Source organism: Pseudomonas sp. LBUM1666 (assembly GCF_059695775.1).
The window spans coordinates 375,609-400,841 of the sequence record NZ_CP166789.1 but is presented as its reverse complement, the minus strand read 5'-3'; the positions used below and the strand labels follow the sequence as shown (position 1 = coordinate 400,841).

Below are 25,233 nucleotides of genomic sequence, written 5' to 3'. Positions count from 1 at the left end.
AGGACCGCCAATTACTATGTCCATGACTCCCCGTGAAATCGTCCACGAACTCAATCGCCATATCATCGGCCAGGACGATGCCAAGCGCGCCGTCGCCATCGCGCTGCGTAACCGCTGGCGCCGGATGCAGCTGCCTGAAGAGCTGCGCGTTGAAGTGACCCCCAAGAACATCCTGATGATCGGCCCGACCGGTGTCGGTAAAACCGAGATTGCCCGTCGTCTGGCGAAACTGGCCAACGCGCCGTTCATCAAGGTCGAAGCGACCAAGTTCACCGAAGTCGGCTATGTCGGCCGCGACGTCGAGTCGATCATTCGTGACCTGGCCGACGCAGCGATCAAGCTGCTGCGCGAACAGGAAATGACCAAGGTTCGCCACCGCGCCGAAGATGCCGCCGAAGAACGCATCCTCGACGCCCTGCTGCCACCGGCACGCATGGGCTTCAGCAATGACGACGCTGCACCGTCGGCCGACTCCAACACCCGTCAGCTGTTCCGCAAGCGCCTGCGCGAAGGTCAGCTGGATGACAAAGAGATCGAAATCGAAGTCGCCGAAGTGACCGGTGTCGATATCTCCGCGCCACCGGGCATGGAAGAGATGACCAACCAGTTGCAAAGCCTGTTCGCCAACATGGGCAAGGGCAAAAAGAAAAGCCGCAAGATCAAGGTCAAGGAAGCACTGAAACTGGTGCGTGACGAAGAAGCCGGTCGCCTGGTCAACGAAGAAGAGTTGAAGGCCAAGGCGCTGGAAGCCGTCGAGCAGCACGGCATTGTGTTCATCGACGAAATCGACAAGGTCGCCAAGCGAGGCAACACCGGTGGCGTCGACGTGTCCCGCGAAGGCGTACAGCGCGACCTGCTGCCGCTGATCGAAGGCTGCACCGTCAACACCAAACTGGGCATGGTCAAGACCGACCACATCCTGTTCATCGCGTCCGGTGCGTTCCACCTGAGCAAGCCCAGCGATCTGGTGCCTGAACTGCAAGGTCGCCTGCCGATTCGTGTCGAACTCAAGGCCCTGACGCCTGAAGATTTCGAGCGCATTCTCAGCGAGCCGCACGCGTCGCTCACCGAGCAGTATTGCGCCCTGCTGAAAACCGAAGGCCTGGTGATCGAGTTCCTGCCGGACGGCATCAAGCGTATTGCCGAGATCGCCTGGCAGGTCAACGAGAAGACCGAGAATATCGGTGCCCGTCGCCTGCACACGCTGCTTGAGCGTCTGCTTGAAGAGGTGTCGTTCAGCGCCGGTGATCTGGCCAGCGCTCACGACGAAAAGGCGATCCTGATCGACGCCGATTACGTCAACAGCCACTTGGGCGAATTGGCGCAGAACGAAGACCTGTCCCGTTATATCCTGTAGGTCTCACTCTCTACATGGCAGGGCCGCTTGCGGCCCTGAACCAAAATGACGACCCCACTCCCTACCGACATCAAACTGCACAAAGCCTCGAAAACCCTGTCGCTGAAATACGCGTCCGGCGAGGAATATCATCTGCCCGCCGAGTTCCTGCGCGTGCACTCTCCTTCCGCCGAGGTCCAGGGCCACGGCAAACCTATCCTGCAATTTGGCAAGATCGGCGTAGGCCTGACCAAGGTCGAACCGGCCGGTCAGTACGCACTGAAATTGACCTTCGACGACGGCCACGACAGCGGCCTGTTCACCTGGGAGTATCTGTACCAGCTGGGCGTGCGCCAAGAGGATCTCTGGAACGATTATCTTGCCGAGCTCAAAGCTGCCGGAAAAACCCGCGATCCGAACGAGTCCATCGTCAAGCTGATGCTCTAGCTCAGGCCTTTCGCTCTTTAGAGAGCATTTTCTAATTCCATCTGTTTGAATGCTCGGCTTCCGGGTCGACGATTGGCCTGCTTGCGAAAAAAATTAAACTCGGGTAACCAATGGAGCTGGCAAGGTCCCTGCAGTGCTCTCTGCGATAAAAAAGCAGCGATGCAGAATTAACGGTCACCCGAGCAGTAGTACCTGGCATTTGCTGTGGGAATGCACAGCTGGACTCAGGTACTCGTCTCAGGACAATGGAGCGTCGTAGATGAGTAACAAGAATAACGATGACTTGAAGTATCAGGCCTCGGAAAACACCTTGGGGCTGAATCCTGTCGTTGGGCTGCGTGGTAAGGATCTACTGGCTTCTGCTCGCATGGTGCTCAGACAGGCCATCAAACAACCGATTCACAGCGCCAGGCATGTCGCCCATTTTGGTCTTGAACTGAAGAACGTTTTGTTCGGTAAATCCGAGCTTCTACCGACAAGCGATGACCGTCGCTTCGCCGATCCGGCCTGGAGCCAGAACCCGCTCTACAAACGTTATTTGCAAACTTACCTGGCGTGGCGCAAGGAACTCCACGACTGGATCGGTGACAGCAACCTTTCGCCCAAGGATGTCGCACGCGGGCATTTCGTGATCAACCTCATGACCGAAGCCATGGCCCCCACCAACGGTGCGGCCAACCCGGCGGCGGTCAAACGCTTCTTCGAAACCGGCGGCAAAAGCCTGCTCGACGGCCTCTCCCATCTGGCCAAGGATCTGGTGAACAACGGCGGCATGCCGAGTCAGGTCAACATGGGCGCGTTCGAAGTCGGCAAGAGCCTGGGCGTGACCGAAGGCGCGGTGGTGTTCCGCAATGACGTGCTGGAGTTGATCCAGTACCGGCCGACCACCGAGCAGGTGCACGAGCGCCCATTGCTGGTGGTGCCGCCGCAGATCAACAAGTTCTATGTATTTGACCTGAGCCCGGACAAGAGTCTGGCGCGGTTTTGCCTGCGCAATCACGTGCAGACGTTCATCGTCAGCTGGCGCAACCCGACCAAGGAGCAGCGCGAGTGGGGTCTGTCGACCTACATCGAAGCGCTCAAGGAAGCGGTCGATGTGGTCACCGCGATCACCGGCAGCAAAGATGTGAACATGCTCGGCGCCTGCTCCGGTGGCATCACCTGCACCGCCCTGCTGGGCCACTACGCCGCGATCGGCGAGAAGAAGGTCAACGCCCTGACGCTGCTGGTCAGCGTGCTGGACACCACCCTGGAAAGCGACGTGGCACTGTTCGTCGACGAACAGACCCTCGAATCCGCCAAGCGCCACTCCTATCAGGCCGGCGTGCTGGAAGGCCGTGACATGGCGAAAATCTTCGCCTGGATGCGCCCCAACGACCTGATCTGGAACTACTGGGTCAACAACTACCTGCTGGGCAACGAGCCGCCGGTTTTCGACATCCTGTTCTGGAACAACGACACCACAAGGTTGCCCGCAGCGTTCCACGGCGACCTGATCGATATGTTCAAAACCAACCCAATGATCCGCCCTGATGCACTGGAAGTGTGCGGAACGCCAATCGATCTGAAACAGGTTACTGCCGACATTTACTCCCTGGCCGGCACCAACGACCACATCACCCCGTGGAAGTCCTGCTACAAGTCGGCGCAACTGTTCGGTGGCAAGGTTGAATTCGTGCTGTCCAGCAGCGGGCATATCCAGAGCATTCTGAACCCGCCGGGCAATCCGAAATCGCGCTACATGACCAGCACCGAGATGCCGGTCAAGGCTGAGGAGTGGCAAGAAAACTCCACCAAGCACACCGATTCCTGGTGGCTGCACTGGCAGGCATGGCAAGCCGAGCGTTCGGGCAAGCTGAAGAAATCTCCGGGCAGTTTGGGCAACAAGGCTTATCCGGCGGGCGAAGCTGCGCCGGGCACCTATGTGCATGAGCGGTAATTGAAGTAACACCCGTGGGAGCGGGCGAGCCTGCTCCCATACACACCTACAGGGCTCCGTGCATGCCGCAACCGTTCATATTTCGTACCGTCGACCTGGATGGCCAGACCCTCCGCACGGCGGTGCGCCCCGGCAAGCCTCACTTGACGCCCTTGCTGATTTTCAACGGCATCGGCGCCAACCTGGAGCTGGTGTTTCCGTTCGTCGCGGCGCTGGATCCCGACCTGGAAGTCATCGCCTTCGACGTCCCTGGTGTCGGCGGTTCGTCGACGCCAAGGCGACCGTATCGCTTTCCGGGCCTGGCGAAACTCACGGCGCGGATGCTCGACTATCTCGACTATGGGCAAGTCAATGTGATTGGCGTGTCTTGGGGGGGCGCCCTCGCCCAGCAGTTCGCTTACGACTATCCCGAGCGCTGCAAGAAACTCGTTCTGGCGGCTACGGCAGCTGGTACGGTGATGGTGCCGGGCAAGCCGAAAGTCCTGTGGATGATGGCCAGCCCGCGACGCTATATCCAGCCGTCTCACGTGATTCGCATTGCGCCGATGATCTATGGCGGTGCGTTCCGTCGCGATCCAACCCTCGCCGCCAGCCATGCCGCCAAAGTCCGCTCGGCAGGCAAACTCGGTTACTACTGGCAGCTGTTCGCCGGCCTCGGCTGGACCAGCATTCACTGGTTGCACAAGATCCACCAGCCAACCTTGGTACTGGCCGGTGATGACGATCCACTGATTCCGTTGGTCAACATGCGGTTACTGGCCTGGCGGATTCCCAACGCCCAGTTGCACATCATCGATGACGGGCATCTGTTTTTGATTACCCGGGCCGAAGCAGTGGCACCGATCATCATGAAGTTTCTCGAGGAAGAACGTCAGCGTGCCGTGATGCATCCGCATCCGGCGCCATTGGGCGGCTAATCGGCCCCGGCTCTTGTTAACAAAAAGGGGGCGGCAAGACGCAGCGCCGCGCAACAATCCGCAACAGCGTCTATGGTGTTCTGGTTCGGTGTATCTGTATTTGGCCTGAAGACGAAGGAGTGTTGATCCATGCGCGAAAAACCAGCGAGGGAATTTTTGCCCACTCCCGCCGCGTTCATCAACGCACAGAGTGCGATTACCGGCCTGCGTGGTCGGGATCTGTTTTCCACCCTGCGCAGCGTTGCCGCCCATGGCTTGCGCCACCCAGTGCACAGCGCCCGCCACGCCTTGAAACTGGGCGGTCAACTGGGGCGCGTGCTGCTGGGCGAAACCCTGCACCCGACCAATCCGCAGGACAATCGCTTTGCCGACCCGGCGTGGAGCCTCAACCCTTTTTATCGCCGCAGTTTGCAGGCCTACCTGAGCTGGCAGAAGCAGGTCAAACACTGGATCGACGACAGCAACATGACCCCGGACGATCGCGCCCGCGCGCACTTCGCGTTCGCCTTGCTCAACGACGCCATGGCACCGTCCAACAGCCTGCTTAATCCGCTGGCGATCAAGGAGATCTTCAACTCCGGCGGCAACAGCCTGGTGCGAGGTATCGGCCACCTGGTCGACGACTTCCTGCACAACGACGGCCTGCCCAGACAAGTCACCAAGCAAGCTTTCGAGGTCGGCAAAACGGTCGCCACCACTACCGGCTCCGTGGTGTTTCGCAATGAGCTACTGGAGTTGATCCAGTACAAGCCCATGAGCGAAAAGCAGTATTCCAAACCGCTGCTGGTGGTGCCGCCACAGATCAACAAGTACTACATTTTCGACCTGAGCCCGCACAACAGCTTCGTCCAGTTCGCCCTGAAGAACGGTTTGCAAACCTTCATGATCAGCTGGCGCAATCCGGATGTGCGTCATCGCGAATGGGGACTGTCGACGTACGTCGAAGCCGTGGAAGAAGCGATGAACGTCTGCCGGGCGATCACCGGCGCTCGTGAGGTCAACCTGATGGGCGCCTGCGCTGGCGGGCTGACCATCGCCGCCCTGCAAGGCCATTTGCAGGCCAAGCGACAACTTCGGCGGGTGTCCAGCGCGACCTATCTCGTGAGCCTGCTCGACAGTCAGATGGACTCGCCTGCGACCCTCTTCGCCGATGAACAGACGCTTGAGGCGGCCAAGCGTCGCTCCTATCAGAAAGGCGTGCTGGATGGCCGCGACTTGGCCAAGGTCTTCGCCTGGATGCGTCCCAACGATTTGATCTGGAGCTATTTCGTTAACAACTACCTGTTGGGCAAAGAGCCGCCGGCGTTCGACATCCTTTACTGGAACAACGACAACACACGTTTGCCGGCAGCCTTGCATGGCGACTTGCTGGACTTCTTCAAACACAACCCGCTGAGTCATCCGGGTGGTCTGGAAGTGTGCGGCACACCGATCGACTTGCAGAAAGTCAACGTCGACAGCTTCAGCGTCGCGGGCATCAATGACCACATCACCCCGTGGGATGCGGTGTATCGCTCGACCCTGCTGCTGGGTGGCGAGCGACGCTTCGTGTTGTCCAACAGCGGTCATGTACAGAGCATTCTCAACCCACCATCAAACCCGAAAGCCAACTTCGTCGAGAGCACGAAGCTGAGCAGTGACCCGCGGGCCTGGTATTACGACGCCAAGCAAGTCAACGGCAGTTGGTGGACTCAGTGGCTGGGCTGGATTCAAGAACGTTCAGGCGCGCTAAAAGAAACCCACATGGCGCTTGGCAACCAGAACTATCCACCGATGGAGGCGGCACCCGGCACTTATGTGCGCGTGCGCTGACTGACAACGAACCACGGCCGGCGCCGGCCGTGGCATGACTCGACCATTAAGAAGACTGGATGAAAACCCGCGACCGGATTCTCGAATGTGCTTTGCAGTTGTTCAATCAGAAGGGCGAGCCGAACGTCTCCACCATGGAAGTTGCCAACGAAATGGGCATCAGCCCGGGCAACCTCTACTACCACTTCCACGGCAAGGAACCGTTGATTCTCGGACTGTTCGAGCGCTTCCAGGCGGAACTGGCGCCCCTGCTCGATCCACCGGCCGATGTGGAACTTGCACCGGAAGATTACTGGCTGTTTCTGCACCTGATCGTCGAGCGCTTGGCCCATTACCGATTTCTGTTCCAGGACCTGTCGAACCTCGCCGGGCGCTTGCCGAAACTGGCCAAGGGCATACGCAACCTGCTCAATGCGCTGAAGCGCACACTGGCTTCGTTGCTCGCACGATTAAAGGCTCAGGGGCAATTGGTCAGCGACACCCAGGCGTTGGGGCAGCTGGTGGAACAGATCACCATGACGCTGCTGTTCTCGCTGGACTATCAGCGGATTCTTGATCGCGAGGGTGAGGTGAGATTGGTGGTGTACCAGATCATGATGCTGGTGGCGCCGCATTTGTTGCCGCCGATCAAGGTGGCGACGGAGCAGTTGGCGCTTCAATATCTCGAAGAACACGAATAACCCCTGCGGGAGCGAGCTTGCTCGCGAAAGCGGTTTATCATTCAAAAATGATGTCGACTGACCCACCGCTTTCGCGAGCAGGCTCGCTCCCACAGGGAATCTGCGACGTTCATTAATCCGTGCATAAAAAAACGCCCGACCTTTGCAGGCCGGGCGTTTTCTTGAGCCCTGAAAATCAGGACTGACTGGTTGGCGTCGAAGGAGCTGGCGCGACAGTCGGGGTTGCAGCAGGGGTTGGTGCAGCAGCGGAGTTCGACGTGCTGACCGGGGTTGCCGGTTTGGCGGCAGCCACTGCTGGTTTTGGTGCAGCCGCTTTCGGAGCTGCCGGCTTTTTCACCGCTGGCTTCTTCGCTGCGGCAGGTTTGGCCGCTGGCTTGGTAGCGGGTTTGGCCGCCGCAGTTTTGGCAGCCGGTTTAGCGGCTGGTTTTGCTACCGCTTTGGCCGCAGGCTTGGCTGCTGCAGTTTTGGCAGCCGGTTTAGCGGCAGCTTTAGCCAGCGGTTTGGCAGCGGACTTCGCCGCAGGTTTGGCCGCCGCGGTTTTCGCCGCAACAGGCGCCACCTTGGCACCGGTGAGTCTTTCGATTTGCTTGGTCAGGGTATCGACCTTGCTGTGCAGTGCTTTGACTTCATTGCGGCTCGGTACACCCAGGCGCGAAATGGCGCTGTTCAGACGCTTGTCGAAAGCCCCTTCCAGCTCATCCCACTTGCCCAGTGCGCGATCTTTCACGCCGCTGATGCGCGACTTGGCCGACGAAGCAGAGTCCTTGGCAGCATCGACTTTCTTGCCGACAGCGCTCTTGGTGAGCTTCTCGGCTTTCTCGCCGTCTTTAACCAATGTATCGAAGAGTTTGCTGCCGTCAGTGTCAATCTTCGAGTACACGCCTAAACCAGCCAGCCAGATTTTGCGGGAGTAGTCTTCGACTTTCCCGATCCACGAGCTGCCTTCTTTTTCAGTATTCTTTTTACCAGCCATCCCGTTCTCCTTAAGATTTACGCGCGACGCGTTCGAGCAATGCCGTCAGCTCATCGAGCTTGGCAGAGAGTGTCTCAACGTCATGTTTAGACGGAATGCCGATACGATTCAAGGTACTTGCGACACGCGAGTCAAAAGCCTTCTCGACCTTGTCGAGTTGAACTTCGACCTTACCTTTGAAAGTAGTGACTTCACTCTTGGCTTCATCGATCTCGGCATTCGCTGCTTCAAGTTTCTCGGCAACTACTTTTTTGCCTTTCTTTTCAACATCTTGACCGGCTTTGATCAACTCTTGAAAGTACTCGTTGCCCTCTTGGCCGACCTTGGTGTAGGCACCCAGGCCTGCCAGCCAGATCTTGCGGGCATAAGATTTAACGTCGCTCAGAGCAGTCGTCGAAGCGTCGATTTTTTTCTTCAAAATAACTTTGGCCATGGTGCACCTCACGCGCAGAAGGTTTGAGGAACTGCCCGCGAAAGAGTCGGGCTCAGGCACAAAGTAGTGAGAATAATTAGAAACGGCACCCTAACAACTGACATAAAACCTTGGGCACACCACAAACAAAATGTGGGAGCGAGCCTGCTCGCGATGGCGTCGGGTCAGTCAATATCAATGTTGATTGACACACCGCAATCGCGAGCAGGCTCGCTCCCACAGGGATCGCGTTTCACAGAAAGAATCGGATCAGACCAACGCTTTATCGAGGGCCTTTTCGATTTCCGATTTGATCATGCCGCTCATGGCCGACATCATCAGGCCCAACTCCACATCGACGCGGATCGAGTCTTCGCTGACATACACCGCGCCTTTAACGCCGGAGCGTCTGAGGTTCAGGGTGTCACCGGACCATTGCGGCTCCAGGCCATATTGCTCGGACAATTTCTGCGCCAACTTGTCGGCCTTCTCGCGGGCCGCTTCCTTACCCAGGCCATGGGCACGCTCAACACTAATACGGGCCATCGAATGACTCCTGCTTTATGAATACTTTCCCGATGCATCCTGACCGCTACTGCGGCAAAACGTCCCGGTGGTTACCTATCTTACCTGCAGCCTTGCCAAGACAAAGCAGGCCACCGGGATTAGAATGTCCCGCATTCTCTTTTGGTGACAGCGATATGACTGATCAGCGCAAAGGCAGCGATGCCGAACCCACCACTCACTTCGGCTTCAAAAACGTTCCGGAAAGCCAGAAAGCGGAAAAAGTCGCTGAAGTTTTCCACTCGGTAGCCGCCAAGTACGACTTGATGAACGACCTCCTGTCGGGCGGCATGCACCGTCTGTGGAAGCGTTTCGCGATCGAGCTGTCGGGCGTTCGCACCGGTAACCGCGTGCTGGACATCGCCGGTGGTACGGGCGATCTGACCAAGAAGTTCTCGCACCTCGTTGGCCCGACCGGCCAGGTCGTGTTGGCCGATATCAACGAATCCATGCTCAAGGTCGGTCGCGACCGCCTGCTGGATCTGGGTGTGGCCGGCAACGTCGAATTCGTTCAGGCCGATGCTGAAAAGCTGCCGTTCCCGGACAACCATTTCGACTGCGTGACCATCGCTTTCGGCCTGCGCAACGTGACGCACAAAGAAGACGCCCTGCGCTCGATGCTGCGCGTGCTGAAACCGGGTGGCCGTCTGCTGGTGCTGGAATTCTCCAAACCGACCAACGCGCTGATGTCCAAAGCCTACGACGCCTACTCGTTCGCCTTCATGCCGCTGATGGGCAAGCTGATCACCAACGACTCGGAAAGCTATCGCTACCTGGCCGAATCGATCCGCATGCACCCGAATCAGGAAACCCTGAAGTCGATGATGGTCGAGGCCGGTTTCGACCGCGTGACCTACCACAACATGACCGCAGGCATCGTCGCCCTGCACCGTGGCATCAAGCCCTGATGTTGCTGGCCGGCCTGCTCGCCAGCGTTGAACTCGGTCTGAATCGGGTGCTGCGTCTCGACAGCACGGCGCTGCCGCGGCTGGCGCATTTGAGTGGCAAGGTGATTGCCGTCGACTGCCGCAGCCCGGCGCTGCAAGTGTTCATCCTGCCCAGCGACGAAGGCCTGATGCTGGCCTCCCACTGGGAAACCGGCGCCGACTGCACCTTGCGCGCACCGGCCTCCAGCCTGTTGAAACTGGCCATGAGCAAGGACAAGACTTCGGTCCTGCATGCCCCTGAAGTCGAACTCGACGGCGACAGCGGCGTGCTGCTGGAACTGGCGGCGATTCTTCAGGACCTTGAGCTGGACTGGGAGTACGAACTCTCGCGCTGGCTGGGGCCTGTCGCCACGCAACTGCTCGGCGGCCACCTGCGCAGCCGCGCACGCTTTTATCAGCAAGGGTTCACCAGCCTGAACCAGAATCTTGGCGAGTACCTGGCCGAAGAATCGCGCACCCTCGTCGGTCAGCGCGAAGCCGAAGCCCGTTTCAGTGAACTGGACCAGATCAAACTCGATCTGGAACGTCTCGAGGCGCGTTTCGAGCGCCTTTCCCGATCCCTCGACCCAAGCGATAACGCATGAAGCTGCTTGCCGTCCGCCGTTTGTTGCGCATCCAGCGCGTTGTGATTCGCTACCGCCTCGATGACCTGTTGTTCGCCCTGCCACTGCCGTGGTTTCTGCTGGCGCTGCGCTACGCCTTGCCGTGGCGCTGGTTCCCGCGCAAGACGCTGGACCTGAGCCGTGGCGCGCGATTGCGTCTGGCGTTGCAGGACCTGGGACCGATTTTCATCAAGTTCGGCCAGATCCTGTCCACCCGCCGCGACTTGCTGCCGGAAGACATCGCCGATGAGCTGATGAAGCTGCAGGACCGCGTGCCGCCGTTTGATTCGCAGGTGTCGGTCAGGCTGATCGAAGAGCAACTCGGCAAAAAAATCAGTGAAGTCTTCAGCCGCTTCGACGTCGAACCGCTGGCCTCGGCCTCGGTGGCGCAAGTGCATGCCGCGCAGCTGAAAACCGGCGAAGAAGTGGTAGTCAAGGTCATCCGCCCGGGACTGAAACCGATCATCGCGCAGGATCTGGCGTGGCTGTTCATCCTTGCCCGCGCCGCCGAAAAGCTCTCGGCCGACGCGCGCCTGCTGCACCCGGTGGACGTGGTCCTGGACTACGAAAAAACCATCTACGACGAACTCGACCTGCTGCGCGAGGCGGCCAACGCCAGCCAGTTGAAGCGCAACTTCGAAGGCTCGCCGCTGCTCTACGTGCCGCAAGTCTATTGGGACTGGTGCCGACCGAAAGTGCTGGTGATGGAGCGCATCTACGGCATTCAGGTCACCGACCTGGCGACCCTGGCCGACCAGCGCACCGACATGAAAATGCTCGCTGAGCGCGGCGTCGAGATCTTCTTCACCCAGGTATTCCGCGACAGCTTCTTCCATGCCGACATGCACCCCGGCAACATCTTCGTCAGCACCGTGACCCCGTGGAGCCCGCAGTACATTGCGATCGACTGCGGCATCGTCGGCAGCCTGACCCCGGAAGACCAGGACTACCTGGCGCGCAACCTGTTCGCGTTCTTCAAGCGTGATTACCGTCGTGTGGCGCAATTGCACATCGATTCGGGCTGGGTGCCGGCGGAAACCAAACTCAACGAATTCGAGGCGGCGATCCGCACCGTGTGCGAGCCGATCTTCGAAAAACCGTTAAAAGATATTTCCTTCGGTCAGGTGCTGATGCGCCTGTTCCAAACCGCCCGACGCTTCAACATGGAAGTGCAGCCGCAGCTCGTATTGCTGCAAAAAACCCTGCTGAACATTGAAGGCCTGGGCCGTCAGTTGTACCCGGACCTCGATCTGTGGAACACCGCCCAGCCGTTCCTCGAACGCTGGATGCGTGAGCGCGTCAGCCCCAAAGCCTTGATCGGCAACGTACAGAGCCAGTTCGAACAGCTGCCGCACCTGGCCAACATGGCCCGCGACCTGCTCGAGCGCATGTCCCAGCCCCACGCCTACGACCCGCCGCCACCGTGGCACCGCCGCAAGGACGATTGGCTGCTGCGACTGCTCGGCTGTGCGCACCTGGCCGGCGGCACCATACTCGCTGCCGGTGGGCCGCTGAACGAACTGGGTCATTGGCCGGCCGGCATCATGGTGGCCGCCGGTTTGTATCTGGTCGTTCGCCGATAGCCAGCGTCCCCGCACGCTGGCACACTGTTTCAACGCTTGGGTTCTACTCATGAAGTGTGGAACCGCTGTCGGAGTCGAAGATGAAAAACTGGCTGGACGAGATCAAGTGGGACGCCGATGGCCTTGTGCCGGCGATTGCCCAGGATCACAAGACCGGGCGCGTCCTGATGATGGCCTGGATGAACCGTGAAGCGCTGGAACTGACCGCTGCCGAGAACCGCGCTATTTACTGGTCACGTTCCCGTGGCAAGCTGTGGCGCAAGGGCGAAGAGTCCGGCCATGTGCAAACCCTGCATGAGATGCGCCTGGACTGTGACGCCGACGTGATCATCCTGATGGTCGAGCAGATCGGCGACATCGCTTGCCATACCGGCCGTCAGAGCTGCTTCTACCGCGTCTTCGAGAACGGCGACTGGAAAACCGTCGACCCGGTGCTCAAAGACCCGCACGCCATCTATTCCGCAGGACACAGCCATGAGTGACACGTTGACCCGTCTGGCCGAAGTGCTGGAAGAGCGCAAAGGCGCCGCCGCCGACAGCTCGTATGTCGCCAGCCTGTACCACAAGGGCTTGAACAAGATTCTGGAAAAAGTCGGCGAAGAGTCGGTCGAAACCATCATTGCCGCCAAGGACGCCGCCATCAGCGGTGACTGCAGCGATGTGATCTACGAAACCGCCGATTTGTGGTTCCACAGCATGGTCATGCTCGCCCAACTGGGGCAGCATCCACAGGCTGTACTCGATGAACTGGACCGTCGTTTCGGTCTGTCCGGACACGCCGAGAAAGCCTCGCGCCCGTCCGCCTGAACAACTATTAGAGAGGAGCAGCAACATGGGCATTTTTGACTGGAAACACTGGATCGTCATCCTGGTTGTTGTCGTGCTGGTGTTCGGCACCAAGAAACTGAAAAACCTCGGCACTGACGTCGGCGAATCGATCAAGGGCTTCAAGAAAGCCATGAACGACGACGAAAAGCCGGCCGACCCGAATGCGACCCCGGCACAACCGGTGCCACCGGTTCAGCCACAGACCACACAGTCCGTGAACCAGCCGCACACCATCGACGTGCAGGCGCAAAAAGTCGAAGAGCCGATCCGCAAAGACGTGTGAGCACTGACTAATGTTTGGTATCAGCTTCTCTGAACTGCTGCTCGTCGGCCTCGTAGCCTTGCTGGTGCTGGGCCCCGAGCGTCTGCCGGGTGCTGCGCGCACCGCCGGCCTGTGGGTCGGCCGTCTGAAGCGCAGCTTCAACGCGATCAAACAGGAAGTTGAACGTGAAATCGGTGCCGACGAGATTCGTCGGCAGCTGCATAACGAGCACATTCTGTCGCTGGAGCAGGAGGCGCGGAAGATTTTCACGCCGACTCAGCAAGAGGCCACGCCGGTTCAGCCGGTTGAACCTGTGGCGGAGCAGACGATTCATGCACCGGCCGCCACTGAACCTGCACCTGTTGTAGCGGCCGTAGATCCTGCACCCGTTGTTGCAACCACCCCGACTGAACCTGTTGCTCCTGCCGCCGCGCCGACAATGCCGGCCCCTCACGACACCACTTTGCCGCCGCGAGCCTCATGAGCGATCTCCCCGAAAATGACCAGCACATGCCGCTGGTTTCGCACCTCACCGAGTTGCGTACCCGCCTGCTGCGTTGCGTAGCGGCGATCTTCATCATCTTCGCCGGGTTGTTTGCCTTCACCCAGCAGATCTACACCTTCGTCTCCACGCCGCTGCGTCAGTACCTGCCCGTGGGCGCGACGATGATCGCCACCGACGTGTCGTCGCCGTTCCTGACGCCGCTGAAGCTGACCATGATGGTTTCGCTGTTCCTGGCGATCCCGGTGATTCTGCATCAGATCTGGGGCTTTATCGCGCCAGGCCTGTACAAGCATGAAAAGCGCATCGCCGTGCCGTTGCTGGTGTCCAGCATCATGCTGTTCTACGCCGGCATGGCGTTCGCCTATTACCTGGTGTTCCCGCTGATCTTCAAATTCTTCGCCGCGGCCACCCCGGCCGGTGTGGAAATGATGACCGACATCAGCAGCTACCTCGACTTCGTCATGACGCTGTTCTTTGCCTTCGGCGTGGCGTTCGAGATCCCGGTCGCCGTGGTGCTGCTGGTATGGATTGGCGTGGTCAACGTCGCTTACCTGAAGAAAATCCGCCCGTACGTGATCATCGGCTGCTTCGTGGTCGGCATGATCCTGACGCCACCGGACATCTTCTCGCAGACGCTGCTGGCCGTACCGATGTGGGTGCTGTTTGAAATCGGCATCCTGTTCGGCAGCCTGATCAGCAAGCGCGGCGAGCACCCGGACGACCAGCCGGCCGACGATCACAACGACCAGCCGCCAGCGACTCAACCGTGAACCTGCTGCTACTCGAAGAGGCCGACTTCATTGCGGCCGACCGGGCGATCCTGCGTGATCGCCGGTTGACGCACATGCAGGAAGTCCACCGTTCGGTTGTCGGCGACAGCCTGCGGGTCGGGCGAATCGGCGGGCTAATGGGTTCGGCCGAACTGCTGCGCCTGGACGCCGATGAAGCCGAGTTGCGTGTCACCCTCGATCAGCCACCACCGGCCAAGCTGCCGCTGACCCTGGTGTTGGCGCTGCCACGGCCGAAAATGCTGCGCAGGGTGTTTCAGACCGTAGCGGCCATGGGTGTGCCACGAATCATTCTGGTGAACAGCTATCGCGTCGAGAAGAGCTTCTGGCAAACGCCGTTCCTGGAGCCCGAGGCGATTCGCGAGCAGTTGGTCCTCGGCCTCGAACAGGCCCGAGACAGCGTGCTGCCGGAAATCGTCATCGAGAAGCGCTTCAAGCCGTTCGTCGAAGACCGTCTGCCGGCGATCACCGACGGCACCCTCGGCCTCGTTGGCCACCCCGGCCATTACCCGCCCTGCCCTCGTGGCCTGGACGAACCGGTAACCCTGGCCATCGGCCCCGAAGGTGGCTGGATTCCTTACGAAATCGACCTGCTGGGCAAGGCCGGCCTGCAACCGGTGCAGCTCGGCGACCGCATTCTGCGGGTCGAAACCGCCGTCACTGCGCTGCTCGCACGCCTCTTCTAATTCAAACACCCTCCTGTATGGAGTAAGACACTGAACCTGTGGGAGCGAGCTTGCTCGCGATAGCGGACTGCCAGTTAACCCATGTGTTGACTGACCCACCGCCATCGCGAGCAAGCTCGCTCCCACAGGGAAATTCGTCGCCCCAACCAACGTGTGCGCCTACAGATTCCCGCCCGCCTGCCGATACAGTCCCCATAAAACCAACAAATGGTTCGAGGGAGTTGCAGCATGTACCGATGGCTAGCCGAGAAACTGGGGAACGTCAGCGTCAATCGCAAACTGGGTGTCGGCTTCGGTCTGGTGCTGCTGCTTACCTTGTTGATTACCTTCACCGGTTGGACCGGCCTGAGCGGTGTGATGAGTCGCGGCGATAAGCTGGGGTTTATTGCCAGCCTCAATGACCTGACCAAAGACCTGCGCCTGGCCCGTCTGGATTACGAAATGCGGCGCGGCGAACAAGGCCCCGGCGCGGTCAACGACCTGCTTGGCCAACTCGATACCGGCCTGAAAACCGCGCGCACGATGATCGAACAACCGGCCGACGTGGCCATGATCGACCAGCAACTGGCCGCCGCCAGTGAGTACAAGCAAGCCTTCACCGCCATGATCCAGGCCGGCGCCAACCGCGAAGACGCCCGCGGCAAACTCGGCGCCACCGCCGACAACGCCGTGGCCCGTGTCGCCGAAGTCGAAAAATCCATGCTGCAAGGTGACAGCGTCGCCGATTTCAACAGTGTGATCGACCTGAGCAAACTGATCCAGCAAGCGCGCTTCCAGGTTCGCGGTTACACCTACAGCGGCAAAACCGAGGCCGAGCAACCTGCTCTCGACGCGATCGACAACGCGCTGAAAAACCTAGAAAGCCTGCCCTCAAAACTGCCGGAACAGCACATTGCCAACCTGCAGCAAGCGACGGATTCGCTGAAAGCCTATCGCGCCGCCGTCAGCCAGTTCCGCGACTCTCAGGTCGCCAGCGCCGCGGCCCTCCAACGCATGGCTGATCAAGGCCAGATCCTGCGCGACACCAGCAAAAAACTCACCGTGTCGCAAACCATCGTCCGAGACACCGATGCCGCGCACGCCAAAAACCTGCTGCTGCTGGCCACCGTCCTGGCGCTCGCCTTCGGCCTGCTTGCCGCGTGGGCCATCACTCGCCAGATCGTGATTCCCCTGAGCCAGACCCTCAAGGTGGCGGAGCGCGTTGCTGCCGGCGACCTGACCCAAAACCTTATCTCTGAACGTCAGGACGAACTCGGTCAGCTACAGCGCGCCATGCAAAGCATGACCCTGGGCCTGCGCGAGTTGATCGGCGGTATCGGAGACGGCGTGACGCAAATCGCCAATGCAGCCGAAGAACTGTCGGCAGTCACCGAGCAGACCCGCGCCGGGGTCAACAGCCAGAAGGTCGAGACCGACCAGGTGGCCACTGCCATGAACGAAATGACCGCCACCGTGCAGGAAGTCGCGCGTAACGCCGAAGAAGCGTCCGAAGCCGCCGTCGCCGCCGATCAGCAGGCCCGCGAAGGTGACAAAGTAGTCGGCGAAGCCATCGCCCAGATCGAGCGCCTGGCCAAAGAAGTCGGCAACTCCACCGAGGCCATGGGGCATCTCAAACGCGAAAGCGACAAGATCGGCAGCGTGCTCGACGTGATCAAATCCGTGGCCCAGCAAACCAACCTGCTGGCCCTCAACGCCGCCATCGAGGCCGCCCGTGCCGGTGAGGCCGGACGCGGTTTTGCGGTGGTCGCCGACGAAGTCCGCAGCCTGGCCCAGCGTACCCAGAAGTCCACCGAAGAAATCGAAGAGCTGATCGTCGGCCTGCAAACCGGTACCCAGCAAGTGGCGACCATCATGGACAACAGCCGCAGCCTGACCGACAGCAGCGTCGAACTGACCCGCCGCGCCGGTGGCTCGCTGGAAAGCATTACCCGCACCGTCTCGGCGATTCAGTCGATGAACCAGCAGATCGCCGCCGCTGCCGAGCAGCAGAGTGCGGTGGCCGAAGAGATCAACCGTAGCGTGCTGAACGTGCGTGACGTGTCCGAGCAGACCTCGGCGGCCAGTGAAGAAACCGCGGCCTCCAGCGTTGAGCTGGCACGGTTGGGGACGCATCTGCAGATGCTGGTGGGCAGGTTCAAAGTTTGAGGTGATGCGAGTGCGTCGGTTCGCTTGGGACCGAGGTGATGCATTCGCGAGCAGGCTCGCTCCCACAGGAGTATGCGATCAACTGTGGGAGCGAGCCTGCTCGCGAAGGCGTCCTGGAAGGCGCTAAAGGTTATAGAACCTGGCGCAAGAAGGCCTGTGCCCGCGGATCCTTCGGCGCATCGAAGAACTCGGCCGGTGAGGCGTCTTCGAGCAATTTGCCGTGATCGAAGAACAGCACCCGATCCGCCACTTCCCGAGCGAAGCCCATTTCGTGGGTGACGCAAACCATGGTCATGCCTTCCACCGCCAGGGTTTTCATCACGTCCAGCACTTCGCCGACCATTTCCGGGTCGAGCGCCGAGGTCGGCTCATCGAACAGCATGACCTTCGGTTCCATCGCCAGTGCCCGGGCGATGGCCACGCGCTGTTGCTGACCGCCGGAAAGACGCGACGGAAACTCGTTGGCCTTCTGCGCAATACCAACCTTCTCCAGCAACGCCAAAGCCTTGGCCTCGCGCTCCTTCTTGCCGCGCTTGCGCACGACTTTCTGGGCCAGGCAGAGGTTTTCCAGCACGGTCATGTGCGGGAACAGGTTGAAATGCTGGAACACCATGCCGACTTCACGGCGATAGGCATTCACGTCGGTTTTCGGGTCGGCCAGTTGCAGGCCGTCGATACTCACCGAGCCCGAATCAAACTCTTCCAGGCCGTTGAGGCAGCGCAGGAACGTCGACTTGCCGGAACCGGACGGACCGATCACCACCAGCACTTCGCCTTTGGCCACGTGCGTCGAAACGTTGTCCACCGCGCGAACCACGTGGCCGCGGGTGTCGAAAACTTTTACCAGATCGCGGACTTCAATCACTTTGCGCGAGCCTCCGCTCAAGCCGGCTGGCGATTTTCGACAGCGGCAGGTTGATCAACAGGTACAGACCGGCCACGCAGAACAGGATTTCGAACGGCGAGAACGAGGTGGTGATGACTTCGCGACCGCTTTTCAGCAGTTCGGTAATCGCGATCACCGACACCAGCGAGGTGTCCTTGACCAGACTGATGAATTGCCCGGCCAGCGGCGGCAGCACACGTTTCAAGGCTTGCGGCAGCACCACGTGGCGCATCGACTGACCAGCGCTGAGACCCAGGGAGCGCGCGGCTTCGTTCTGGCCACGGGCGATGGATTGCACGCCGGAACGGATGATTTCCGCCACATAAGCACCGGTGAACAGCGACAGCGCGGCGATCCCGGCGAACTCCCGGGAGAGGTTCATCACGGTGCCGATGAAGAAGTAGAAGATGAAGATCTGCACCAGCAGCGGCGTACCGCGGACCAGCTCGACGTAGATCGTCGAGAGATCGCGCAGGGTCGGGTTGCTCGACAGTCGGCACAGGCCCGTGGCGAGGCCGATCAGCAGACCGAGCACACCTGAAACCACGGACAACCATAAGGTGGTCCAGAGCCCCCACATCAGCGGTCCGGCGGCCCAATGGCGGGTCACGCCGATCACGTCGCCTTCGGCCACGTCATCACCTTGGGCGACTTGCAGGCTGTTGTCGTCGACGGTCAGATGTTGCTCTGTACCCGCATCATTGCGCAGGGTGACTTCAGCCTTGTCGCCCTTGCGCACCAGTTCGCTGACGGTAGAGATATCGGCGGCACGCTGGGATTCTTCGGCGTGATAGGCGAAGTACTGCGGCACGCGGTTCCAGCGCCATTCGTAGGACATCAGCGAGGTGGCGTAATACAACGCGCCGGCCAGGCCGATCAGCAGCAACACGGTTAAAACGTGCCACGGCCATTGGGCTTTTTTCTGTTTCATCTGTAAGCAGATTCCGAAATTTGTGTCGCCAAGGTGGGCGCCATCGCGAGCAAGCTCGCTCCCACAGGGTCTGCGCCGGACACAAAGGTTGTGTTCACATCGATCAACTGTGGGAGCGAGCTTGCTCGCGATTGGAGCGGCGCGGTGTTACTGAGACACCGCTGCAGAAATCCTTATTCCATGTCCTTGAGCCAAGCGGTGTCTTTGAACCACTTGTCATGGATGCGATCGTAGGTGCCATCTTCGTGGATCTGGCGCAGGAAGTTGTTGATGAAGTTGAGGCTGTCGTAGTCACCCTTCTTCAGACCGAAGGCAAGCGGCTCGTAGGTGAACGGCTTGTCGAGGAACACCAGTTTGCCAGCACCGACCTTGTTCACGGCCACGACGTTGTAGGGCGCGTCGTAGATGAAAGCGTCGGCCTTGCCGTTGACCACGTCGAGCACGGCTTCCTGCTCGTTGTCATAGCCGTGGTACTTGGCCTTGGAGATCAGCTTTCTGGCGACCATCTCACCGGTGGTGCCAAGCTTGGAAGTGATGCGGTAGTCGGCGGTATTCAGGTCTTTATAGGACTTGATGGTGCCTTCCAGCTCCTTGCGGATCAGCAGGGTCTGGCCCACCACGATGAACGGTTCGCTGAAGTTCAGGCGCAGGTTGCGTTCCTGGGTCAGGGTCATGCCGCTGCCGATCATGTCGAACTTGTCGGTAAGCAGGGCCGGGATAATGCCGTCGTAGCCGGTGGAAACCATCTCCAGCTTGACGCCCATGGCCTTGGTCATGGCTTTGAGGATGTCGACTTCAAAGCCGATGATGTCGCCACGCTTGTTGGTCATTTCGAACGGCATGTAGGTCGGGTCCATGCCGACTTTCAGCGTGCCGCGCTTGACCGCGTCATCAATGGCACCGGCCTGCGCCGCGCTGACTGCAACCAATGCCGTGACGCCGACCAGCAGCATCGAGAGATACTTCTTCATCATCAAGTCCCCAAAACCATCGCGTTGTGAGGCGCGCAAACGGCGGGTTTCCCTTGGGAAACCGGCAGATACGAACAGAAAGTTGTCCGGGCGCACCAATTCGGGGACGGATGCTAACGCACTCGTTTGTTTGCACAAGGGGTTGGTTGGGATTTGTTGTGGAATTCAAGATCCACCCCTCACCCCAGCCCTCTCCCCATAGGGGAGAGGGGGAAAGGGAGCAGATCTTCGCGATTTTCAATCCTGAGTTCGACTCGATATTTCAGGTCGATGTAGCTCTAAGAACAACTCGGTCAGTCCCCTCTCCCTTCGGGAGAGGGCTAGGGCTAGGGCTAGGGCTAGGGTGAGGGGTGGATCTGAAGGTTGATCCAAATTCATGCCCCACCACAAATAAAAAACCCCGCTAATTTAGCGGGGTTTTTTGTCAGGCCAGCTGAGGCTGCACACTCAGCGGCTTGAGCGGCAACAGCGGGGCATGGGGATCGGCTTTCACCGATTTACGCCACGCTTCCAGCCACTCGGGGTGACCTTCGTTCCAGATCTGCTCATGCAGACGACCCAGTGCTACCGGGTCACTGAGCAGTTCCACGCGCTCATTGTTGGTCAGACCCTCAGGCCCGGCTTTCAGCGCATGACGCACCCGTTCGATCCGCAGCCACTCGATCGGCTCGGCCTCACGGTGACGGGACGTCGCCAGCGAGCACGCCAACGCGTTCTGCTGTGGATCGACCACTGCCCGGACGAAGCCGTCGTTCAGCGCATGCCAACGGTTTTCGTGGGTGTACTGGTCGGTTGCCACCAACGCCTGTGGCGGATTGTATTCCTCAGGGATCAGGAACAGGCTTTCGTCACGGGACTTGAGGCCCAGGCCGACTCGGCTGGAGATCACCGACACCGGAATCGACAGCATCAACGAACCGACGATCGGCACCAGCCACCAGAGGAAGCTCGGGTTCAGCCAGATCACCAACAGGGCCCAGAAGAAGCCCAGCAAGGTTTGCGGACCGTGGCGTTTTACCGCTTCGCTCCATGGCGTGGAGTCGTCGTCACGTTGCGGCGAGTTCCAGGTCGCGGCCCAGCCGAGGAACGCGGCGAGTACGAAACGGGTGTGGAAAATCATCCGCACCGGCGCCAGCAGCATGGAGAACAGCATCTCCAGCAGCATCGACAGGGTCACCTTGAACTTGCCACCGAACTCTTTCGCGCCCTTGGCCCAGATCAGGATGATGCTCAACAACTTCGGCAGGAACAGCAGCACGACGGTGGTCGAGAACAGCGCGATCGCCTTGTCCGGGTGCCATTGTGGCCACAACGGATAGAGCTGGCGCGGCTCAAGGAAGTATTGCGGCTCCATCAGCGTGTTGACCGCCAGCAGCGCCGTCGACAGCACGAGGAAGAAGAACCACAACGGCGCCGACAAGTAAGACATCACGCCCGTCAGGAACACCGCACGGTGCACCGGGTGCATGCCTTTTACCAGGAACAACCGGAAGTTCATCAGGTTGCCGTGACACCAGCGACGGTCACGCTTGAGTTCGTCCAGCAGGTTCGGCGGCAATTCTTCGTAGCTGCCCGGCAAGTCGTAGGCAATCCACACGCCCCAGCCGGCACGGCGCATCAGCGCCGCTTCAACGAAGTCATGGGACAGAATTGCACCGGCAAACGCGCCTTTACCGGGCAACGGCGCCAGGGCGCAGTGCTCGATGAACGGCTTCATGCGGATGATGGCGTTGTGGCCCCAGTAGTGGGATTCGCCCAACTGCCAGAAGTGCAGACCGGCGGTAAACAGCGGACCGTACACGCGGGTGGCGAACTGCTGCATGCGTGCATACAGCGTGTCCATGCCAGACGCGCGCGGCGCGGTCTGGATGATCCCGGCGTCCGGGGTGGCTTCCATCAAGCGCACCAGACTGGTCAGGCAATCGCCGCTCATCACGGAGTCCGCGTCGAGCACGACCATGTACTTGTAATCACCGCCCCAACGACGGCAGAAGTCGTCGAGGTTACCGCTTTTACGCTTAACGCGACGGCGACGGCGGCGATAGAAGATCTTGCCGAAGCCCTTGGCTTCACGGCAGACGTCCAGCCAGGCCTGTTGCTCGGCGACGCAGATATCGGCGTCGTTACTGTCGCTGAGGACAAAGAAGTCGAAGCGATCCAGGTCACCCGTGGCCGCGACCGACTCGAAGGTCGCCCGCAGACCGGCAAACACTCGCGGCACGTCTTCGTTGCAGATCGGCATCACCAGAGCGGTGCGCGCGCCCGTAGGGATCGGCTCGTTACCGGCGCTTTTACCGGAAATGCGGTATTTGTCGTGACCGGTGAGCAACTCGAGGAAACCCATCAACGCGGTCCAGAAACCGGCCGACACCCAGCAGAACAGAATTCCGAACAGAATCAGAATGCTGGTTTGCAGCGCATACGGCATCACTTGCGTGACGGTTTGCAGGAACGGCTGGTGCAGGACTTCTTCAAGGTCGACGAACGACCAGCCCTGGTACGGCATGAGGCCTTTCATGTACCAGCCGGCAACGATGGTCTGGCCGAGCATCAATACCAGCAGAATGTAGCGGCGGATCGAACCGACAGTGCGCCAGCGAGCCGCCGGCAGCACATTCTCATCCTTAGGCGGGGCCGGCGGATTGGTGCGACCGGTCAGACGACGCCAGCCACGCACCAGAATGTTGGTGCGCCACGGCTCCGGCACGACTTTGGTCCGACGGATCGGCGGGGTTGCCCGCAGGCAGACCCGGCCGCTGGCGTCGAGCACCAGCATTTCAGCGTCGGCCAGTTCATCGGCGGTGTTCAGGGTCAGGCGACGACCGACCGAAGCTTGAGCCGCCTCGGTCGGTGCGTCGAACGTCGAGGACGAAAGGCGTTCATGCAATTCGCTGAAAGACTGGCAGCCCGCGAGTTCCGCGCGCTGCTGGTCGGTCATCGGCAAATGCGCCAGATACTCGGCAAGAGTCTCTGGCTGTACTTGAGAATTACTCATCGGCAGGCAACTGGTAGCTCCAGGTCTCGGTCAGGACTTCTTCAGTCGGTACCGATTCCGGTGTGGCTGGGACCGCCTCGGCAGCGACTGGCTGCTTGGCGTCTTTGTTGTCCTTGTCCTTGGAATCTGCGGCTGGCTTGGCTTCTACCTGCTTGGTTTCAACCTGCTTGGCCTCAGCCTGCTTGGTTTCCTTGGCTTCCTTGTCCAGCTTCTCCTGCTGCCGAGCGGCAATCTTGTCAGCCTTGGCGACGGAAGAATTGGATGCCGGCAACGATGTTTTGGCCAGGTCGGCAGTTACGATGTTCTTGACCAGTGCAGCACGCATCTCGGTAGGCTTGCCCGGATCCTTGATTTTCATCCGCAGCGTCAGGCGCCAGCCCTTGGTTTCAGGGTTGTAACGTACGCTGTTCTCGACCAGCTCGGCATTCTCGCCAACGCTGACCTGGCTACGAACGTCCGTATCTCCCGGCAATGCCGCAAGGGACGGGCCTTCGAAGTCCACCAGATAAGCAACGCTACCGTCCGGCTGACGAATCAGGTTGGACTGTTTCACGTCACCCGTGGAACGCAGGGTCTGTTGAACCCAGGCGCTGTCCGGTGCGTGAAGCGCGGCTTCGTCGATGGTCCAGTGCATGCGGTAAGCGACGTCCAGCGGCTGACCAGGCTCAGGCAGTTTTTCCGGGCTCCAGAACGCAACGATATTGTCGTTGGTTTCGTCGGCAGTCGGAATCTCTACCAGATCGACGGAGCCCTTGCCCCAATCACCTTTTGGTTCGATCCAGGCACTTGGGCGCTTGTCGTAGCGGTCGTCGAGGTCTTCGTAGTGGCTGAAGTCGCGGCCACGTTGCAGCAGACCGAAACCGCGCGGGTTCTCGATCGAGAAGTTGCTCACCGACAAGTGTTTCGGATTGTTCAGTGGGCGCCAGATCCACTCGCCGTTACCGGCATGGATCGACAGACCGCTGGAGTCATGCAGTTCGCGACGGTAGTTCAGCACTTTCGACGGCTGGTTGGCGCCGAACAGGAACATGCTGGTCAGCGGCGCAACGCCAAGCTTGGTGACCTTGTCACGCAGGAACATCTTGGCCTTGACGTCGACGACGGTGTCGCTGCCCGGACGCAAGGTCAGGCGATAGGCACCGGTAGCGCGTGGCGAATCCAGCAGCGCAAAGATCACCAGATGCTTGTCACCCGGTTTTGGCTGTTGAATCCAGAACTCGGTGAAACGCGGGAATTCTTCGCCGGATGGCAAAGCGGTATCGATGGCCATGCCGCGAGCGGACAAGCCATAGGTGTGACCCTTGCCGACAACGCGGAAGTAACTGGCGCCGAGCATGGTCATGATTTCGTCTTGCTTGTCAGCCTTGTTGACCGGGTAAAGCACACGGAAACCGGCATAACCCAGTTGCTCGGTGGCTTTAGGATCGAACTTCACGTCGCCGAAATCGAAACGACTTGGGTCGTATTTGATCTCTTCGACGGTGTTAGCTGTGATTTCGTTGATTTTCACCGGCGTATCGAAATGCATACCCTGGTGATAGAACGACAGCTTGAACGGGGTTTTCTGATCGGCCCACTCGGCTTTTTCGGTCAGGAAGCGAATTTTTTGATAGTCCGCGAATTTCATCTCGCGGAACTCGTTCGGCAGGTTACTGCGCGGAGCTTCGTACTTCTGCCCGGCCAGCTCTTTTGCCTTGACCGATACATCATCCAGATTGAATGCCCAAAGCTGACCGGCGCTGAGCAGGCAGAGCAGTGCAGAGCCCGCTACCAGAGCGCTTCGTAACCGTTTGGCAGACAATTTTGCATTACAGGGACTAACAATCACGAGCAACCCTCGCCGAAAACAGATCAAAAAACCAACGGCCAGTTAAAGTGCCTGTGAGGTATACGGCATGAAAAAACCGACCCTACAGACCACTCTTGCCAAGTTGGCGAGCATTGTTCCGACTCCTATGGGGCTAAATGATTCCCCAAGAGGTTCAGGACAAGTCTCTACCTAAGTCAAAATGGACCAACGAACG

General features: G+C 59.7%; 24 protein-coding genes and 1 pseudogene. 17 read left to right on the top strand and 8 right to left on the bottom strand.

Features of this window, described 5'->3' with window-relative positions:
- Window positions 1-16 precede the first annotated feature (16 nt).
- The 6 genes from hslU (at window position 17) to ACA056_RS01800 (ending at window position 7,131) form a co-directional block, all read left to right on the top strand.
- Window positions 17-1,357, top strand: a complete 1,341-nt coding sequence (gene hslU, locus ACA056_RS01825; RefSeq protein WP_497270063.1) for an ATP-dependent protease ATPase subunit HslU — start codon at window positions 17-19, stop codon at window positions 1,355-1,357.
- Between the two features lie 45 nt (window positions 1,358-1,402).
- A complete protein-coding gene (locus tag ACA056_RS01820) occupies window positions 1,403-1,783 on the top strand; it encodes a gamma-butyrobetaine hydroxylase family protein (RefSeq protein WP_497270061.1) in 381 nt (126 codons plus the stop codon).
- Between the two features lie 259 nt (window positions 1,784-2,042).
- Window positions 2,043-3,722 (top strand): class II poly(R)-hydroxyalkanoic acid synthase, encoded by a 1,680-nt coding sequence (phaC, locus tag ACA056_RS01815; protein ID WP_497270059.1) that lies wholly within the window; start codon window positions 2,043-2,045, stop codon window positions 3,720-3,722.
- A 62-nt stretch (window positions 3,723-3,784) separates the two neighbouring features.
- Window positions 3,785-4,639: a poly(3-hydroxyalkanoate) depolymerase gene (phaZ, locus tag ACA056_RS01810; RefSeq protein WP_046052139.1), complete on the top strand. Its 855-nt coding sequence runs from the start codon at window positions 3,785-3,787 to the stop codon at window positions 4,637-4,639.
- A 129-nt stretch (window positions 4,640-4,768) separates the two neighbouring features.
- Window positions 4,769-6,451 carry a class II poly(R)-hydroxyalkanoic acid synthase gene (gene phaC, locus ACA056_RS01805; protein WP_497270057.1) on the top strand — a complete coding sequence of 561 codons (1,683 nt, stop codon included), beginning with the start codon at window positions 4,769-4,771 and terminating at the stop codon, window positions 6,449-6,451.
- 59 nt (window positions 6,452-6,510) lie between these two features.
- Window positions 6,511-7,131, top strand: a complete 621-nt coding sequence (locus ACA056_RS01800) for a TetR/AcrR family transcriptional regulator (RefSeq protein ID WP_033055348.1) — start codon at window positions 6,511-6,513, stop codon at window positions 7,129-7,131.
- A 175-nt stretch (window positions 7,132-7,306) separates the two neighbouring features.
- Here ACA056_RS01800 and ACA056_RS01795 read toward each other — a convergent pair whose 3' ends face one another.
- The 3 genes from ACA056_RS01795 to ACA056_RS01785 all read right to left on the bottom strand — a co-directional run bounded on the left by ACA056_RS01795 (window position 7,307) and on the right by ACA056_RS01785 (window position 9,062).
- Entirely contained in the window at window positions 7,307-8,104 is a 798-nt protein-coding gene (locus ACA056_RS01795) for a phasin family protein (RefSeq protein WP_497270055.1), read from the bottom strand.
- Window positions 8,105-8,114: 10 nt separating this feature from the next.
- Entirely contained in the window at window positions 8,115-8,537 is a 423-nt protein-coding gene (locus ACA056_RS01790; protein ID WP_309674336.1) for a phasin family protein, read from the bottom strand.
- Window positions 8,538-8,786: 249 nt separating this feature from the next.
- Complete coding sequence (locus ACA056_RS01785) at window positions 8,787-9,062, bottom strand: polyhydroxyalkanoic acid system family protein (RefSeq protein ID WP_497270053.1); 276 nt, start codon at window positions 9,060-9,062, stop codon at window positions 8,787-8,789.
- A gap of 155 nt (window positions 9,063-9,217) precedes the next feature.
- Here ACA056_RS01785 and ubiE point away from each other — a divergent pair, with 155 nt between their 5' ends.
- The 11 genes and pseudogenes from ubiE (at window position 9,218) to ACA056_RS01730 (ending at window position 17,426) form a co-directional block, all read left to right on the top strand.
- Complete coding sequence (gene ubiE, locus ACA056_RS01780) at window positions 9,218-9,988, top strand: bifunctional demethylmenaquinone methyltransferase/2-methoxy-6-polyprenyl-1,4-benzoquinol methylase UbiE (RefSeq protein WP_007948968.1); 771 nt, start codon at window positions 9,218-9,220, stop codon at window positions 9,986-9,988.
- On the top strand, window positions 9,988-10,611 hold the full coding sequence (locus tag ACA056_RS01775) for a ubiquinone biosynthesis accessory factor UbiJ (protein WP_497270051.1): 624 nt from the start codon (window positions 9,988-9,990) through the stop codon (window positions 10,609-10,611). Before ubiE ends, ACA056_RS01775 begins: the two co-directional genes overlap by 1 nt.
- Complete coding sequence (gene ubiB, locus ACA056_RS01770) at window positions 10,608-12,212, top strand: ubiquinone biosynthesis regulatory protein kinase UbiB (protein WP_497270049.1); 1,605 nt, start codon at window positions 10,608-10,610, stop codon at window positions 12,210-12,212. The genes ACA056_RS01775 and ubiB overlap by 4 nt, the downstream gene beginning before the upstream one ends.
- An 80-nt stretch (window positions 12,213-12,292) precedes the next feature.
- Complete coding sequence (gene hisI, locus ACA056_RS01765; protein WP_008149521.1) at window positions 12,293-12,694, top strand: phosphoribosyl-AMP cyclohydrolase; 402 nt, start codon at window positions 12,293-12,295, stop codon at window positions 12,692-12,694.
- Window positions 12,687-13,019: a phosphoribosyl-ATP diphosphatase gene (locus ACA056_RS01760; protein ID WP_008047820.1), complete on the top strand. Its 333-nt coding sequence runs from the start codon at window positions 12,687-12,689 to the stop codon at window positions 13,017-13,019. The genes hisI and ACA056_RS01760 overlap by 8 nt, the downstream gene beginning before the upstream one ends.
- 25 nt (window positions 13,020-13,044) lie before the next feature.
- Window positions 13,045-13,323 carry a twin-arginine translocase TatA/TatE family subunit gene (locus ACA056_RS01755; protein WP_497270046.1) on the top strand — a complete coding sequence of 93 codons (279 nt, stop codon included), beginning with the start codon at window positions 13,045-13,047 and terminating at the stop codon, window positions 13,321-13,323.
- A 10-nt stretch (window positions 13,324-13,333) separates the two neighbouring features.
- Window positions 13,334-13,786 carry a Sec-independent protein translocase protein TatB gene (gene tatB, locus ACA056_RS01750; protein ID WP_497270044.1) on the top strand — a complete coding sequence of 151 codons (453 nt, stop codon included), beginning with the start codon at window positions 13,334-13,336 and terminating at the stop codon, window positions 13,784-13,786.
- On the top strand, window positions 13,783-14,577 hold the full coding sequence (gene tatC / locus ACA056_RS01745; RefSeq protein ID WP_497270042.1) for a twin-arginine translocase subunit TatC: 795 nt from the start codon (window positions 13,783-13,785) through the stop codon (window positions 14,575-14,577). The genes tatB and tatC overlap by 4 nt, the downstream gene beginning before the upstream one ends.
- A complete protein-coding gene (locus ACA056_RS01740) occupies window positions 14,574-15,281 on the top strand; it encodes a 16S rRNA (uracil(1498)-N(3))-methyltransferase (RefSeq protein WP_497270041.1) in 708 nt (235 codons plus the stop codon). The genes tatC and ACA056_RS01740 overlap by 4 nt, the downstream gene beginning before the upstream one ends.
- Before the next feature lie 207 nt (window positions 15,282-15,488).
- A pseudogene (locus tag ACA056_RS01735) lies at window positions 15,489-16,568 on the top strand (methyl-accepting chemotaxis protein); the annotation flags it as partial.
- Window positions 16,554-17,426, top strand: a complete 873-nt coding sequence (locus ACA056_RS01730) for a methyl-accepting chemotaxis protein (RefSeq protein WP_497273477.1) — start codon at window positions 16,554-16,556, stop codon at window positions 17,424-17,426. The pseudogene ACA056_RS01735 and the gene ACA056_RS01730, both read left to right, overlap by 15 nt.
- Window positions 17,427-17,556: 130 nt before the next feature.
- On the opposite strand, the gene ACA056_RS01725 is transcribed toward ACA056_RS01730, so the two are convergent.
- The 5 genes from ACA056_RS01725 to ACA056_RS01705 all read right to left on the bottom strand — a co-directional run bounded on the left by ACA056_RS01725 (window position 17,557) and on the right by ACA056_RS01705 (window position 25,037).
- Window positions 17,557-18,291, bottom strand: coding sequence for an amino acid ABC transporter ATP-binding protein (locus ACA056_RS01725; protein WP_046045596.1), 735 nt, complete (start codon window positions 18,289-18,291; stop codon window positions 17,557-17,559).
- Window positions 18,284-19,243: an amino acid ABC transporter permease gene (locus ACA056_RS01720; RefSeq protein WP_497270039.1), complete on the bottom strand. Its 960-nt coding sequence runs from the start codon at window positions 19,241-19,243 to the stop codon at window positions 18,284-18,286. Before ACA056_RS01720 ends, ACA056_RS01725 begins: the two co-directional genes overlap by 8 nt.
- Window positions 19,244-19,416: 173 nt before the next feature.
- Complete coding sequence (locus tag ACA056_RS01715) at window positions 19,417-20,214, bottom strand: transporter substrate-binding domain-containing protein (protein WP_497273476.1); 798 nt, start codon at window positions 20,212-20,214, stop codon at window positions 19,417-19,419.
- 424 nt (window positions 20,215-20,638) lie between these two features.
- Window positions 20,639-23,209, bottom strand: a complete 2,571-nt coding sequence (mdoH, locus tag ACA056_RS01710) for a glucans biosynthesis glucosyltransferase MdoH (RefSeq protein WP_497270037.1) — start codon at window positions 23,207-23,209, stop codon at window positions 20,639-20,641.
- A complete protein-coding gene (locus ACA056_RS01705; protein ID WP_497270035.1) occupies window positions 23,202-25,037 on the bottom strand; it encodes a glucan biosynthesis protein G in 1,836 nt (611 codons plus the stop codon). The genes mdoH and ACA056_RS01705 overlap by 8 nt, the downstream gene beginning before the upstream one ends.
- Window positions 25,038-25,233 lie beyond the last annotated feature (196 nt).

What these genes read in the sequence shown, in the direction of transcription:
- hslU (WP_497270063.1), top strand. Translation starts at nt 17, where the DNA reads ATGTCCATGACTCCCCGTGAAATCGTCCACGAACTCAATCGCCATATC.
- ACA056_RS01820 (WP_497270061.1), top strand. Translation starts at nt 1,403, where the DNA reads ATGACGACCCCACTCCCTACCGACATCAAACTGCACAAAGCCTCGAAA.
- phaC (WP_497270059.1), top strand. Translation starts at nt 2,043, where the DNA reads ATGAGTAACAAGAATAACGATGACTTGAAGTATCAGGCCTCGGAAAAC.
- phaZ (WP_046052139.1), top strand. Translation starts at nt 3,785, where the DNA reads ATGCCGCAACCGTTCATATTTCGTACCGTCGACCTGGATGGCCAGACC.
- phaC (WP_497270057.1), top strand. Translation starts at nt 4,769, where the DNA reads ATGCGCGAAAAACCAGCGAGGGAATTTTTGCCCACTCCCGCCGCGTTC.
- ACA056_RS01800 (WP_033055348.1), top strand. Translation starts at nt 6,511, where the DNA reads ATGAAAACCCGCGACCGGATTCTCGAATGTGCTTTGCAGTTGTTCAAT.
- ACA056_RS01795 (WP_497270055.1), bottom strand. Translation starts at nt 8,104, where the DNA reads ATGGCTGGTAAAAAGAATACTGAAAAAGAAGGCAGCTCGTGGATCGGG.
- ACA056_RS01790 (WP_309674336.1), bottom strand. Translation starts at nt 8,537, where the DNA reads ATGGCCAAAGTTATTTTGAAGAAAAAAATCGACGCTTCGACGACTGCT.
- ACA056_RS01785 (WP_497270053.1), bottom strand. Translation starts at nt 9,062, where the DNA reads ATGGCCCGTATTAGTGTTGAGCGTGCCCATGGCCTGGGTAAGGAAGCG.
- ubiE (WP_007948968.1), top strand. Translation starts at nt 9,218, where the DNA reads ATGACTGATCAGCGCAAAGGCAGCGATGCCGAACCCACCACTCACTTC.
- ACA056_RS01775 (WP_497270051.1), top strand. Translation starts at nt 9,988, where the DNA reads ATGTTGCTGGCCGGCCTGCTCGCCAGCGTTGAACTCGGTCTGAATCGG.
- ubiB (WP_497270049.1), top strand. Translation starts at nt 10,608, where the DNA reads ATGAAGCTGCTTGCCGTCCGCCGTTTGTTGCGCATCCAGCGCGTTGTG.
- hisI (WP_008149521.1), top strand. Translation starts at nt 12,293, where the DNA reads ATGAAAAACTGGCTGGACGAGATCAAGTGGGACGCCGATGGCCTTGTG.
- ACA056_RS01760 (WP_008047820.1), top strand. Translation starts at nt 12,687, where the DNA reads ATGAGTGACACGTTGACCCGTCTGGCCGAAGTGCTGGAAGAGCGCAAA.
- ACA056_RS01755 (WP_497270046.1), top strand. Translation starts at nt 13,045, where the DNA reads ATGGGCATTTTTGACTGGAAACACTGGATCGTCATCCTGGTTGTTGTC.
- tatB (WP_497270044.1), top strand. Translation starts at nt 13,334, where the DNA reads ATGTTTGGTATCAGCTTCTCTGAACTGCTGCTCGTCGGCCTCGTAGCC.
- tatC (WP_497270042.1), top strand. Translation starts at nt 13,783, where the DNA reads ATGAGCGATCTCCCCGAAAATGACCAGCACATGCCGCTGGTTTCGCAC.
- ACA056_RS01730 (WP_497273477.1), top strand. Translation starts at nt 16,554, where the DNA reads ATGCAAAGCATGACCCTGGGCCTGCGCGAGTTGATCGGCGGTATCGGA.
- ACA056_RS01720 (WP_497270039.1), bottom strand. Translation starts at nt 19,243, where the DNA reads ATGAAACAGAAAAAAGCCCAATGGCCGTGGCACGTTTTAACCGTGTTG.
- ACA056_RS01715 (WP_497273476.1), bottom strand. Translation starts at nt 20,214, where the DNA reads ATGAAGAAGTATCTCTCGATGCTGCTGGTCGGCGTCACGGCATTGGTT.
- mdoH (WP_497270037.1), bottom strand. Translation starts at nt 23,209, where the DNA reads ATGAGTAATTCTCAAGTACAGCCAGAGACTCTTGCCGAGTATCTGGCG.